Origin of the sequence: Halomonas sp. (assembly GCF_014859505.1) — a bacterium.
In the GTDB taxonomy this organism is placed as follows: Bacteria; Pseudomonadota; Gammaproteobacteria; order Pseudomonadales; family Halomonadaceae; genus Halomonas.
In genome coordinates this window covers 1-12,552 of record NZ_JACUUD010000004.1, presented here as the reverse complement: position 1 = coordinate 12,552, position 12,552 = coordinate 1, and the positions used below count along the sequence as shown (strand labels likewise).

Annotated in this window: 11 protein-coding genes; 9 read left to right on the top strand and 2 right to left on the bottom strand. The window is 69.3% G+C overall.

Going from position 1 to position 12,552, the window contains the following annotated elements; translation table 11 throughout:
- Nucleotides 1–4: 4 nt before the first annotated feature.
- On the bottom strand, nucleotides 5–622 hold the full coding sequence (lolB, locus tag IBX53_RS01110) for a lipoprotein insertase outer membrane protein LolB (protein WP_290904015.1): 618 nt from the start codon (nucleotides 620–622) through the stop codon (nucleotides 5–7).
- Between the two features lie 50 nt (nucleotides 623–672).
- Nucleotides 673–2,433 (bottom strand): tetratricopeptide repeat protein, encoded by a 1,761-nt coding sequence (locus tag IBX53_RS01105; RefSeq protein WP_290904013.1) that lies wholly within the window; start codon nucleotides 2,431–2,433, stop codon nucleotides 673–675.
- A gap of 162 nt (nucleotides 2,434–2,595) precedes the next feature.
- On the opposite strand from IBX53_RS01105, the gene hemA reads away from it, so the two are divergent.
- The 9 genes from hemA to potA all read left to right on the top strand — a co-directional run.
- On the top strand, nucleotides 2,596–3,864 hold the full coding sequence (gene hemA, locus IBX53_RS01100; protein WP_290904011.1) for a glutamyl-tRNA reductase: 1,269 nt from the start codon (nucleotides 2,596–2,598) through the stop codon (nucleotides 3,862–3,864).
- Between the two features lie 8 nt (nucleotides 3,865–3,872).
- Nucleotides 3,873–4,964, top strand: coding sequence for a peptide chain release factor 1 (prfA, locus tag IBX53_RS01095; protein WP_290904009.1), 1,092 nt, complete (start codon nucleotides 3,873–3,875; stop codon nucleotides 4,962–4,964).
- A gap of 16 nt (nucleotides 4,965–4,980) precedes the next feature.
- Nucleotides 4,981–5,838, top strand: a complete 858-nt coding sequence (gene prmC / locus IBX53_RS01090) for a peptide chain release factor N(5)-glutamine methyltransferase (RefSeq protein ID WP_290904146.1) — start codon at nucleotides 4,981–4,983, stop codon at nucleotides 5,836–5,838.
- Nucleotides 5,839–6,018: 180 nt separating this feature from the next.
- The gene (locus tag IBX53_RS01085) at nucleotides 6,019–6,519 is read left to right on the top strand and encodes an Lrp/AsnC ligand binding domain-containing protein (RefSeq protein ID WP_290904005.1); all 501 of its coding nucleotides are present in this window, start codon (nucleotides 6,019–6,021) and stop codon (nucleotides 6,517–6,519) included.
- 2 nt (nucleotides 6,520–6,521) lie between these two features.
- On the top strand, nucleotides 6,522–7,268 hold the full coding sequence (locus IBX53_RS01080; RefSeq protein WP_290904003.1) for a molybdopterin-synthase adenylyltransferase MoeB: 747 nt from the start codon (nucleotides 6,522–6,524) through the stop codon (nucleotides 7,266–7,268).
- Between the two features lie 201 nt (nucleotides 7,269–7,469).
- Complete coding sequence (locus tag IBX53_RS01075) at nucleotides 7,470–8,777, top strand: FAD-binding oxidoreductase (protein ID WP_290904000.1); 1,308 nt, start codon at nucleotides 7,470–7,472, stop codon at nucleotides 8,775–8,777.
- Between the two features lie 36 nt (nucleotides 8,778–8,813).
- On the top strand, nucleotides 8,814–10,160 hold the full coding sequence (locus IBX53_RS01070) for a glutamine synthetase family protein (protein ID WP_290903997.1): 1,347 nt from the start codon (nucleotides 8,814–8,816) through the stop codon (nucleotides 10,158–10,160).
- A 103-nt stretch (nucleotides 10,161–10,263) separates the two neighbouring features.
- The gene (locus IBX53_RS01065) at nucleotides 10,264–11,367 is read left to right on the top strand and encodes a polyamine ABC transporter substrate-binding protein (protein ID WP_290903995.1); all 1,104 of its coding nucleotides are present in this window, start codon (nucleotides 10,264–10,266) and stop codon (nucleotides 11,365–11,367) included.
- A 55-nt stretch (nucleotides 11,368–11,422) separates the two neighbouring features.
- Nucleotides 11,423–12,552, top strand: a 1,130-nt coding sequence (gene potA / locus IBX53_RS01060) for a polyamine ABC transporter ATP-binding protein (RefSeq protein ID WP_290903993.1), incomplete at its 3' end; no start/stop codon positions are given.

Below are 12,552 nucleotides of genomic sequence, written 5' to 3'. Positions count from 1 at the left end.
GGTGTCAGTCATCAACGACGGGGCGCCAGTCGGTGACCACGAGGGTGACGCGCAGGTCGCCGTAGGTCATCACCAGTCGTCGCGGTAGCCACAGCGACTCGGCGCGGGTCCAGTCGCGGTAGTCGATCTCCCAGCCGTCCTGTTCGAGGCGCAGGGGGAAGCCGAGGTCGTCCTCCTCCAGGTGGTAGTCGCTCTGCGTGCCGGGGAGGCCGCGTACCCAGTCCTGCAGGGCGCCCACTGGCAGTGACCAGCCGAGCTGCTCCTCCATCAGCGCCTCGGGGGTCTCGGCCTCGAAGCGGCCCTCTGAGGTGGTCAGCGAGAAGCGTCCCTCGCGGCCCTCCAGGGTACTGCGGCCACTGCCGAAGGGGCCGCTGAGCAACATCCGGTAGTAGTGGGGATGCTGGCTCCAGTCCAGGTTGGCGCTGGTGCCGTCCCGGGAGGTGCGCAGGCCGACCCGCGCCGCCAGGATCCAGGTGTCCAGGGCCTCGATGCGCTCGGCCTGGGCCTGCCACTGGCCGGCGGTACGCTCGCCCTCCGGGACGGGCGTGCGACCGGCGCAGCCGGCCAGCAGCAGCAGGGCGAGCAGGGAAATCAGCGGTCTGGCAAGCAAGCGCAGTGTCATGGGGTCTCTCTTGTGCGGTGATGCGGGCTCGGGGGGAGTGCGGGAAGGGCTCATGGGGCCAGCTCGGGGATGCGTCTGAGCAGCTCATCGATCAGCGGGTGTTCGTCATGGCGCTCCAGCGCCTCGGCCAGGCGCTCACGGGCCTCGACGCGTTGCTCCAGCGCCCACAGCACCTCGATCAGGTGAGCGGCGATCTCCTGATCCGGCATCAGGGCGTAGGCGCGCTCGAGCCAGGGCAGGGCACGCTCGGGATCGCCCAGGCGGTAGTGCAACCAGCCCAGGCTGTCCATGATGGCCGGGTTGCCAGGGTCGAGCTCATGGGCGCGCTCGATCATCTCGCGGGCCTCGTCGAGGCGCTCGGTCATGTTCATGTCGGCCAGGGTATAGCCCAGGGCGTTGAGGGCCATGGCGTTGTCCGGGTCGCGCTCGATGATCCGCCCCAGATCGCGCTCCATGGCTTCGGGGTCGCCGGCCTCCCAGGCGCGCATGGCGCGCAGGTAGAGCAGCTGCTCGTCGTTGGGGGTGCGGTCGAGCTCGCGGTCGAGCAGGGCGCTGGCCTCATCGGCGAGCCCCTCGCGCTCGAGCAGTTCCACCTCCAGAGAGACCAGGTCGGCGAAGTGCGACTCGTGGCGCAGCCGCTCGATGCGCAGGAAGGCGCGGGCGTCGAGCAGGCGATCATCCTCGATCAGCATTTCGGCGGCGCGCAGCCGGGCCGCCAGGAATTCGGGCCCCGGCGCTACCTGGCGAAAGTAGAGCAGGGCGTTGTCCACCTCGCCCTCCGTCTCGGCGGTGGTGCCGAGCAGGTAGAAGGCCATGGGCGGGGTGTCGGGCTCGTCCACCAGCGGCAGCAGCAGGCGGCGGGCAGCCTCGGTGGCGCCCTCCTCGAGGTAGAGCCGGGCCAGCGCCAGGCGCAGCTCCGCGTTGCCGGCGTGATCCTCGAGCAGGGCGTCGGTGCTCGCCTCGGCGGCGGCGATGTTGCCCAGGCGCAGCTCGCTCTGGGCCAGCAGCAGGATGAAGCGGGCATCATCCGGCGAGACGGCAAGCCCGCGGCGTGCGGCATCGCGAGCGCCCCGATGGTCGCCGCGTTCCTGGGCCAGGCGCGCCCGGGTCAGCCACAGTGCCGGCATCTCGGGGGCGCTCTGGCCCAGCTGTTCCAGGCGGCGCTCGGCGGCGGCGGTGTCGCCGGTGGAGACCTCCAGCAAGGCGGTGGCCAGCTCGGCATCCTGGCGGATCGCTCCCTGGGGCGCGCGGGCTAGCCAGGGGCGCAGCAGCGCCAGCAGCGGCGCGGGGGCGGCGTTCTCGGCCAGGGCGGCCTCGATGAAGGCGGTCAGGTCGCTCTCGCTGCCGCGCTCGATCAGCACCAGGCGCTGGCGCAGCGCCTCGGGCCAGTCGCCGCGCTGGACGGCCAGCCCGGCCAGCAGCCGCGAGGGCGCTTCGGCCTCGGGTGCCATGGCCTGCCAGCGATCGGCGGCCCGGGCCAGCAGTTCACTGTCGTTGCTGAAGCTGGCCGCCAGGGCGGCGCGCTCGGCCAGCGTCGGGGTGGCGTAACGCTCGGTGGCCTCGAGGTAGCCCAGGGCGGCGCGGCGGTAGTCGCCGCGCTGGCCGGCCAGCTCCGCGGTGAGCAGGCCGGCCAGCCCCGCGGCGTCCAGGCCCCGGGTGATGGGCGGGGCGCCGGCCATGGGGTCCTCCAGTGGGGCGTCCGCGCCGCCCACGGCCGACAGCGTCTGGCAGCCGGCCAGCAGCACCGCCAGCGCCAGCGGGGCGAGGCGGGCGAAGAGCGGGCGAAGTGACGGGGGGAGAGCGGCAGGCATGGGCGTCTCGTTGGCAGGGCCGAAGCGCCAGCATAACGGCTTGACCGGCGTGGGCAAAGCGCACCGGGGGAGGCGGCCAAGCGGGCGACGCTATGGTAGTATCTCGACCCAATGATCAGGATGCCGCCCAGGCCGGCCACCACTAGCAAAGATGCCCGACGCATGACGCTGCTTGCCCTAGGAATCAACCATCGAACCGCCACCGTCGAGGTGCGCGAGCAGGTGGCCTTCAACCCTGCCCAGCTCGAGATCGCGCTCGGCGAGCTGCGTGGCTTGCCACAGGTCAAGGAGGCGGCGGTTCTCTCGACCTGCAACCGCACCGAGCTCTATTGCGTCACCGAGCCCCAGGGCGAGGCGGCCGTCCTCGACTGGCTGGGCCGCTTCCACGGCCTGCCGGTGTCGGATCTCTCGACCTGTGCCTATCACTACCTGGACAACGAGGCCGCCCGCCATCTGATGCGGGTGGCCGTGGGGCTGGACTCCATGGTGCTGGGCGAGCCGCAGATCCTCGGCCAGCTCAAGGACGCCTACCAGGCCAGTCGCGAGGCCCGCGGCCTCGGCAAGGAGCTCGAGTGCCTCTTCCAGCACACCTTCGCGGTGGCCAAGCAGGTGCGTACCGAGACCGGCATCGGCCGCAACCCCGTCTCCGTGGCCTATGCGGCGGTCAGCCTGGCCAGCCGCATCTTCGACGACCTCGGCCGCGCCCGGGCCCTGCTGATCGGCGCCGGTGAGACCATCGAGCTGGTGGCGCGGCACCTGCACGAGGCCGGCGTTCGCCAGCTCACCGTGGCCAACCGCACCCGGGAGCGGGCCGAGCTGCTGGCCGGCAGCCTTGGCGCGAAGGCCATCGCCCTGGACGGGATTCCCGATGCCCTGGTGGAGGCCGACATCGTCATCTCCTCCACTGCGGCACCGCTGCCGATCATCGGCAAGGGCATGGTGGAGCGGGCGCTGAAGAAGCGCCGCCATCGGCCGATCTTCATGGTCGACATCGCCGTGCCCCGGGACATCGAGCCCGAGGTGGGCAAGCTTTCCGACATCTTTCTCTACTCCGTCGATGACCTTCAGGAGGTGATCGAGGAGAATCGCCGCCATCGCCAGGTGGCCGCCGACCAGGCCGAATCGCTGATCGAGCACGGCGTGGGCGCCTGGCTGCATGAGCGGCGCATCCGCAGCGGCGGCGAGCTGATCCACGACTTCCGTCGTCGCGGCGAGTCGCTGCGCGACCTCTCCCTGGAGCAGGCCCTGGCGCGACTGGGCCACGGTGAGGACCCCGAGGCGGTGGTGCGCCGGCTGGCCCATCAGCTCACCAACCGGCTGCTGCATCGCCCTACCGTGGCGCTGCGCGAGGCCGCCTCCGTTGAACGCCACGACCTGCTCGAGGCCGCCGGCGCCCTGCTGCTCGATGCCTCTCACGACAAGACCCGATAGGACAACCCATGAAAGCTTCCCTGCGTCAGCGCCTCGACGCCTTCGGTGAGCGCTTCGAGGAGCTCTCCGCCCTGCTGGCGGAGCCCGAGGTGATCGGCGACCAGAGCCGCTTCCGCGACTATTCCCGCGAATACGCCGAACTCCAGCCCCTGGTGGAGACATGGCGCGAATTCCGCGGCGTGGAGGGCGACATCGAGGACGCCGAGCAGTTGGCCAGTGACAGCGACCCGGAGATGCGTGAACTGGCGGCCCTGGAGCAGGCCGAGGGGCGCGAGAAGCTGGAGGCGCTGGACGAACGGCTCAAGCAGCTGCTGGTGCCGAAGGACCCCGACGATGGACGCAGCGTCTTCCTGGAGGTGCGCGCCGGCACCGGCGGCGACGAGGCGGCGCTGTTCGCCGGCGATCTGTTTCGCATGTACTCCCGCTACGCCGAGCAGCACGGCTGGAAGGTGGAGGTGGTCAGTGCCAGCCACGGCGAGCAGGGCGGCTACAAGGAGATCATCTCGCGGATCAAGGGCGACGGGGTCTATGCGCGGCTCAAGTTCGAGTCCGGCGCCCATCGTGTGCAGCGGGTGCCGGCCACCGAATCCCAGGGGCGCATCCACACCTCCGCCTGCACCGTGGCGGTGATGCCGGAGGCCGATGCGGTGGGGGACATCGAGATCAACCCCGCCGACCTGCGCGTGGATACCTTCCGCTCCAGCGGCGCCGGCGGCCAGCACGTCAACACCACCGATTCCGCGATCCGCATCACCCACCTGCCCAGCGGCGTGGTGGTGGAGTGTCAGGAGGAGCGCAGCCAGCACAAGAACCGCGCCAAGGCGATGGCGCTGCTGGCCGCAAGGCTCAGGCAGACCGCCGTGGACTCGCGCCGCCAGGCCCAGGCCGATGAGCGCAAGAGCCTGGTGGGCTCCGGCGATCGCAGCGAGCGCATCCGCACCTACAACTTTCCCCAGGGGCGGGTCACCGATCACCGCATCAACCTGACCCTCTACAAGCTCGGCGAGGTGGTCAGCGGCGAGCAGCTCGACGAGGTGATCGAGCCACTGATCCACGAGTACCAGGCGGAGCAGCTCGCCGCCCTGCAGCTGGAGGCCTGACGTGGCGGGCGGGGGAGTGCGCCTCGATGCGCTGCTGGCCCGGGCCGCCGGGCGGCTGCAGGCGGCCGGTTCGCCCACGGCGCGCCTGGATGCCGAGGTGCTGCTCTGTCATGTGCTCGGAGTCGATCGCACCTGGCTCTACACCTGGGGCGACCGCGAAGCCGAGGCGGCGATGGTGGCGCGCTTCGAGGCGCTGCTGGCGCGGCGCGAAGCCGGCGAGCCGGTGGCCTATCTCACCGGCGAGCGCGAGTTCTGGGGGCTGACGCTGGCCACCGAGCCCAGCACCCTGATTCCCCGCCCCGACACCGAGACCCTGGTGGAGGTCGCCCTGGACAAGGCGTCCGCGGCCAACGGGCGCCTGCTCGACCTGGGCACCGGCACCGGCGCCATCGCGCTGGCGTTCGCCAGCGAGCGGCCAGGCTGGGCGGTGCTGGGGGTGGACCTGCATGGCGAGGCCGTGGCACTCGCCGAGCGCAATGCCGCTCGGCTCGGCATCAACAACGCCACCTTCCGCCAGAGCGACTGGTTCGCCGCCCTGGCGGAAGGTGAGAGGGCCAACGAGCATTTCGCGCTGATCGTCTCCAATCCGCCCTATCTCGCCGACGATGACCCGCACCTGGCCCGGGGCGACCTGCGCTTCGAACCGGCGAGCGCCCTGGTGGCCGGCGAGGGCGGCCTGGCCGACCTCTATCATCTGGTGTGCGCGGCGCGTGATTACCTGGCGTCGGATGGCTGGCTGCTGCTCGAGCACGGCGCCGAGCAGGGCGCGGCGGTGCGCGAGGCCCTGGTGCCGGCCGGCTATCTTGAGGTGGCGACGCGTCTCGACCTGGCCGGCCACGAGCGGGTCACGCTGGGGCGCTGGCCGGGACGTTGAGGGTCTGGCTGGCAGTGGTCGGCGGGGCTGTGGTACACATTTACCAGAAAATAATATCGAAAGCCGCCGTGATTTCATGTCTGACGACTCCTATACCGCCATCCTGGCGGTCGTTTTCAGTCGGATCGACTGTCAAGCCGGCCCTCTACGCCACTCCAGAGACAGATAGCCGCCACGCCCATGAAAGCCAAGACCCGCTCCCTCGACCGCATCGACCTCAAGATCCTGCGCTGCCTGCAGGACAACGCCCGCATCTCCTACGTCGACCTGGCCGCCCAGGTAGGGCTCTCCACCACGCCCTGCCTTGAGAGGGTCAAACGCCTGGAGCGTGCGGGCGTGATCCGCGGCTACAAGGCGGTACTAGACCCCCGGGCGCTGAAGGCCAACCTTCTGGTATTCGTGGAGATCAGCCTGGAGACCCAGTCGCCGGCGGTGTTCGACGAGTTCCGCCGGGCCGTCTCCAAGCTGCCCCAGATCCAGGAGTGCCATCTGGTCTCCGGGCAGTTCGACTACATCCTCAAGTGCCGCATCCCCGAGATGTCCGCCTATCGCCAGCTGCTCGGCGACGTGGTGCTGACTCTGCCGGGGGTCAAGGAGTCCAAGAGCTATGTGGTGATGGAGGAGGTCAAGGAGGAGTTCTCCCTCCACGTGCCCGACATCGAGGAGTTCGAGGACAAGTGACCATGAACGACGCCGATCTACTGCGCTACAGCCGCCAGATCATGCTGGCCCAGATCGATATCGAGGGCCAGGAGCGGCTGCTGGCCGGCCACGCCCTGGTGGTGGGCGCCGGCGGGCTCGGCTCGCCGGTGACCCTCTACCTGGCCGCCGCCGGGGTGGGGCGGCTGACCCTGGCCGATGCCGACGAGGTGGAGCTATCCAATCTGCAGCGCCAGATCGCCCACGGCGAGGCGGACCTGGGCCGCAACAAGGCACAGTCCGCGGGGGAGGCGGCCAGGGCGCTCAACCCCGGCTGTACCATCGGGACCCTCACCGCCCACCTGGAGGGCGAGGCCCTGGCCGCGGCGGTGGCGGCGGCCGACGTGGTGCTCGACTGCACCGATCGTTTTTCGAGCCGCTACGCCATCAACGCCGCCTGCCGCGAGGCCGGCGTGCCGCTGGTCTCCGGTGCCGCGATCCGTTTCTCCGGCCAGCTGGCGGTGTTCGATCCCCGCGACCCCGAGGGCCCCTGCTACGCCTGCCTCTACCCGCCGGACGGCAGCGGCGACGAGGCACTCTCCTGCGCAGAGAGCGGTGTGGTGGCGCCGCTGGTGGGGCTGATCGGCAGCTTCCAGGCACTGGAGGCGATCAAGCTGCTCAGCGGCGCCGGCACGCCCCATCGGGGGCTCTCCACCTTCGACGGTCTCTCCGGCCAGTGGCGCCACTTCCGGGTGCCGCGGGATCCCGCCTGCCCGGTCTGCGGCGGCTGAGGTCGTGGCGGCGACTGGTGCTCATTTCTTGACGCCCTCCGTGCCGGCCAGGAGTCGAAAGCGCTTTGGTGGTGGGCTTGTGGATGCCTGGCTCCAGATATTGTGTGCAGCGTTGTTATTGAATACTTGACAACGTCTCGCCGTCTGGTGTCAAACTGACGGGGCGAAACACTTCACTTAACAACAACGAGCGCTCTGCGCATGACCGCATCGGCTTACCGCCCCTCCAGTCTCGATCGGCGTCCCGTTTCCTGGTACCGCGACTCCATTGCCGTCGACCTTGGCCCCTGCCCGCCGCTGGCGGGCGAAGTGCGTGCCGATGTCTGCGTGATCGGGGGCGGAGTCACCGGCTGCTCGGCGGCGCTGCATCTGGCCGAACGCGGCTACTCGGTGGTGCTGCTGGAGGCCAGCGAGATCGGCCACGGCGCCTCCGGGCGCAGCGGCGGCCAGATCCTGCCGGGGCTGGGCACCGACATCGCCACCGTGGAACGCGCCCTGGGCCTGTCGGCCGCCCGGGATATCTGGGCGATGAGCCGCGAGGCGGTGGCCCTGACCGCCGAGCTCATCGCGCGCCACGCCATCCCCTGTGACCTCGCCTGGGGCTACCTGCACGCCGCGGTGAAGCCGCGCCACGTGCGCGAGCTCAAGGCCTTTCGCGATCGCCTGACGCGGGACTACGGCTACGAGGCGCTGAGCTGGCTCGAGGGTGACGCCCTGCGCGAGCACGTGGTCAGCGACGCCTATCCCGGGGCGCTGTTCGAGAGCGAGGCGGGCCACCTGCACCCGCTCAACTACACCCTCGGCCTGGCAAGCGCCGCCCGCGAGGCGGGGGCCGTGCTCCACGAGGGCAGCCCGGCCCTGGAGATCCGCCAGGGGTCGCCCCATCGGGTGGTCACCCCCACGGGCAGCGTCACCGCCGACGGCGTGGTACTGGGCACCAACGCCTTCCAGCATGGCCTGGTGCCGGAGCTCGCGGGCCGGGTGATGCGCGCCGCCAACTATATCATCGCCACCGAACCGCTTTGTGCCGAGCGCGCCGCCCGGGTGCTGCCCCGGAACGATGCGCTGTCGGATGCCAACTTCGTGCTCGACTACTATCGCCTCTCCGCCGATCGCCGGCTGATCTACGGCGGCGAGGTGAGCTACACCGGCCGTGAGCCGCCGGGCCTGCAGGCGCGCATGGATGCCAAGATCGCCCGTCTCTTCCCGGTGCTCTCCGGAGTGCGCATCGACTACCGCTGGGGCGGCGAGGTGGCCATCACCCTCAATCGGGCACCGGACTTCGGCCGCATCGGCCAGACGCTCTACTATGCCCAGGGCTACTCCGGCCATGGCATGGCCCTGGCGGGGCTGGCCGGCAAGCTGATGGCCGAGGCGGTGGCCGGCCAGGCCGAGCGGTTCGATGCTTTCGCCGCCATGCCCCATCGACGCTTCCCCGGCGGTGAGACACTGCGCACGCCTCTGCTGGTGCTGGCCACCACCTTCTACAAATTGCGCGATCGACTATGACGAGCGCCCGACCGCCGGGCGCCTGACGAGGGTTCCATGAAAGACCTGGAAAGCTGGCTGAAGGAGCGACGCATCACCGAGGTGGAGTGCCTGGTGATGGACATCACCGGCATCGCCCGCGGCAAGATCACGCCGGTCTCCAAGTTCGTGGCCGAGAAGGGCATGCGCCTGCCGGAGAGCGTGCTGCTGCAGTCGGTGACCGGCGACTACGTCGAGGACGACATCTACTATTCGCTGCTCGACCCCGCCGACATCGACATGATCTGCAAGCCCGATGGAGGGGCGGCCTATTCGGTGCCCTGGGCGCTGGAACCCACCGCCCAGGTGATCCACGACTGCTTCGACAAGATGGGCAACCCCATCGAGCTCTCCGCCCGCAACCAGCTCAAGAAGGTGCTGGCGCTCTACGCCGAGCAGGGGTGGCGGCCCATCGTGGCGCCGGAGATGGAGTTCTACCTCACCAAGCGCTGCGAGGACCCGGACCTGCCGCTGCAGCCGCCCATCGGCCGCAGTGGCCGCCAGGAGACCGGTCGCCAGTCCTTCTCCATCGATGCCGCCAACGAGTTCGACCCGCTGTTCGAGGACATGTACGACTGGTGCGAGGCTCAGGGGCTGGATATCGACACCCTGATCCACGAGGAGGGCACCGCCCAGATGGAGATCAACTTCCGTCACGGCGACCCCCTGACCCTGGCCGATCAGGTCTTCCTGTTCAAGCGCACCATGCGCGAGGCGGCCCTGAAGCACGACGTGGCCGCCACCTTCATGGCCAAGCCGGTGACCAATGAGCCGGGCAGCGCCATGCATATTCACCAGAGCGTGCTCGATGCGAAGAGCGGCAGGAGCATCTTCTCCAACGCCGATGGCACCATGAGCCAGCTCTTCCTGCACCATATCGGCGGGCTGCAGAAGTTCATCCCCGAGTCGCTGCCGCTGATGGCCCCCAACGTCAACTCCTTCCGCCGATTCCTGCCCGACACCTCGGCGCCGGTCAATGTGGAGTGGGGCGAGGAGAATCGCACCTGCGGCCTGCGGGTGCCCGACTCCAACCCGCAGAATCGTCGGGTCGAGAACCGCCTGCCGGGCGCCGATGCCAACGCCTACCTGGCCATCGCGGCGAGCCTGCTGTGCGGCTACCTGGGGATGATCCAGAAGCTCAATCCCTCGGCACCGGTGCAGGGGCGCGCCTTCGAACGCCGCAACCTGCGACTGCCCTTCACCCTGGAGCAGGCGCTGGAACGCATGGAGCACTGTGCCGAACTCGAGACCTACATGGGCAGCAAGTTCGTGACCGGCTTCGTGGCGGTCAAGCGGGTGGAGAACGAGAACTTCAAGCGCGTGATCAGCTCCTGGGAGCGGGAATTCCTGCTGCTGAGTGTCTGACACGACCTGCCAGTGTCGAGACCGCACCCGAGCGGGCGGCTACGCTGGCCTCGTCGGGCCCGCCTCAGGGCGACCGATAACAACAAGTGACGAGAGGTGAAGGATGATGAAAACCAAGCGACTCTCACTGGCCGTGGCCGCCGCCAGCCTGGCGCTGGGCGCCGCCGCCCAGGCGTCCGGCGAGGTTCGGGTCTACAACTGGTCCGACTACATCGCGCCGGACACCCTGGAGAAGTTCACCGAGGCCACCGGCATCGAGGTGGTGTACGACGTCTACGACAGCAACGAGGTGCTCGATGCCGCGCTGCTCGCCGGGCGCTCCGGCTATGACGTGGTGGTGCCCTCCAACCACTACCTGACCCGTCACGTCAGCGCCGGGGTCTACCAGGAACTCGATCACGACAAGCTGCCCAACCTGGGCAACCTCAACCCGGATCTGATGGACGACCTGGAGTCCGTGGATCCGGGCAGCCGCCACTCGGTCCCCTATATGTGGGGCACCAACGGTATCGGCTACAACGTCGATCGGGTCATCGAGATCCTCGGCGATGACGCCCCGGTGAATTCCTGGGCGCTGCTCTTCGACCCCGAGGTGACCGCCGCCCTGCGCGAGGGAGGCTGCGGGCTCTCCATGCTCGACTCCGGCGACGAGATGCTCTCGCCGGCCATGGCCTACCTGGGGCTCTCGCCGCTCTCCGAGGATGCCGCGGACCTCGAGGCCGCCGGTGACCTCGTCGCCGCGGTGCGCGACGACATCACCTACTTCCACTCCTCGCGCTATATCACCGATCTCGCCAACGGCGACATCTGCGTGGCGGCGGGCTACTCCGGTGACATCTTCCAGGCCTCCGCCCGTGCCAAGGAGGCGGGCCGCGACTTCACCATCCGCTACAGCATCCCCAAGGAGGGCGCCGCGCTGTGGTTCGACATGATGGCGATTCCCGTGGATGCGCCGAACCCGGACAACGCCCACGCCTTCATCAACTTCATCCTCGAGCCCGAGATCGCCGCGGCAATCACCGAGTACGTGGTCTACGCCAACCCCAACCTGGCTTCCAATGAGTTCCTCGACCCGGAGATCCTCAACGACCCGGCCATCTATCCCGACCAGGAGGTGATGGACAACCTCTACGTGGCCGAGGAGAAGCCGCTGGCCGTGCAGCGGGTGCGCACCCGGGTCTGGAACCGCGTGAAATCCGGCCGCTGAGGTCGTCGCTGCCCACGGCGAGGGTCGCCGTGGGCGAGTCGAAGAGGAGATGCCCATGCCCCCCAACGAGAGCGCGGCCAGGGAGTCGGCGCGTCCGCCCGGTCGACGCACCGGTGATGATCTGGTCGAGATCCGCCGCATCAGCAAGCGCTTCGACGGCGAACTGGCGGTGGACGACGTCAACCTGACCATCCGCCAGGGCGAGATCTTCGCCCTGCTGGGCGGCTCGGGCTCAGGCAAGTCGACCCTGCTGCGCATGCTGGCCGGCTTCGAGCGGCCCAGCGAAGGCCAGATCCTGCTGGACGGCGAGGACATCACCGCCATGCCGCCCTATGAGCGGCCGATCAACATGATGTTCCAGTCCTACGCGCTCTTCCCCCACATGACCGTGGCGCAGAACATCGCTTTCGGGCTCAAGCAGGACCGCCTGCCCCGTGCCGAGATCGAGCAGCGGGTGACCGAGATGCTCAAGCTCGTGCACATGGAGGCCTTCGCCCGGCGCAAGCCCCAGCAGCTCTCCGGTGGCCAGCGCCAGCGGGTGGCGCTGGCCAGGTCGCTGGCCAAGCGGCCCAAGCTGCTGCTGCTCGACGAGCCCATGGGCGCGCTGGACAAGAAGCTGCGCACCGAGATGCAGCTCGAGGTGGTGCAGATCCTCGAGCGGGTCGGGGTGACCTGCATCATGGTCACTCACGACCAGGAGGAGGCCATGACCATGGCCGACCGGGTGGCGATCATGGCCGACGGCTGGATCGCCCAGGTGGGCACGCCCATGGATGTCTACGAGAGCCCGGCGAGCCGCATGGTGGCCGAGTTCGTCGGCACCGTGAACCTCTTCGAGGGCGAGGTCGTCGCCGACGAGGCCGACCACTGCATCATCGAGAGCCCCCAGCTGGGGCGGCGGATCTTCATCAGCCACGGGGTCAGCACCCAGGCCGACGAGCGCCGGGTGTGGGTGGCGGTGCGCCCGGAGAAGACCTGGCTGGCCCGCGAGGCGCCCGAGGGCGATTACAACTGGGCGGCGGGCACGGTGGAGGACATCGCCTACCTGGGCGGGCTCTCGGTCTACTTCGTGCGCACCGAGCAGGGCCACCTGGTCAAGGTCAGCATGACCAACGTCGAGAGGCGCGGCGACCGGCCCGGCTGGGACGAGCCGGTCTACGTCAGCTGGGACGCGATGAGTGCCGT

Coding starts and splice junctions, on each gene's coding strand:
- lolB (WP_290904015.1), bottom strand. CDS start 622: ATGACACTGCGCTTGCTTGCCAGACCGCTGATTTCCCTGCTCGCCCTG.
- IBX53_RS01105 (WP_290904013.1), bottom strand. CDS start 2,433: ATGCCTGCCGCTCTCCCCCCGTCACTTCGCCCGCTCTTCGCCCGCCTC.
- hemA (WP_290904011.1), top strand. CDS start 2,596: ATGACGCTGCTTGCCCTAGGAATCAACCATCGAACCGCCACCGTCGAG.
- prfA (WP_290904009.1), top strand. CDS start 3,873: ATGAAAGCTTCCCTGCGTCAGCGCCTCGACGCCTTCGGTGAGCGCTTC.
- IBX53_RS01085 (WP_290904005.1), top strand. CDS start 6,019: ATGAAAGCCAAGACCCGCTCCCTCGACCGCATCGACCTCAAGATCCTG.
- IBX53_RS01080 (WP_290904003.1), top strand. CDS start 6,522: ATGAACGACGCCGATCTACTGCGCTACAGCCGCCAGATCATGCTGGCC.
- IBX53_RS01075 (WP_290904000.1), top strand. CDS start 7,470: ATGACCGCATCGGCTTACCGCCCCTCCAGTCTCGATCGGCGTCCCGTT.
- IBX53_RS01070 (WP_290903997.1), top strand. CDS start 8,814: ATGAAAGACCTGGAAAGCTGGCTGAAGGAGCGACGCATCACCGAGGTG.
- IBX53_RS01065 (WP_290903995.1), top strand. CDS start 10,264: ATGATGAAAACCAAGCGACTCTCACTGGCCGTGGCCGCCGCCAGCCTG.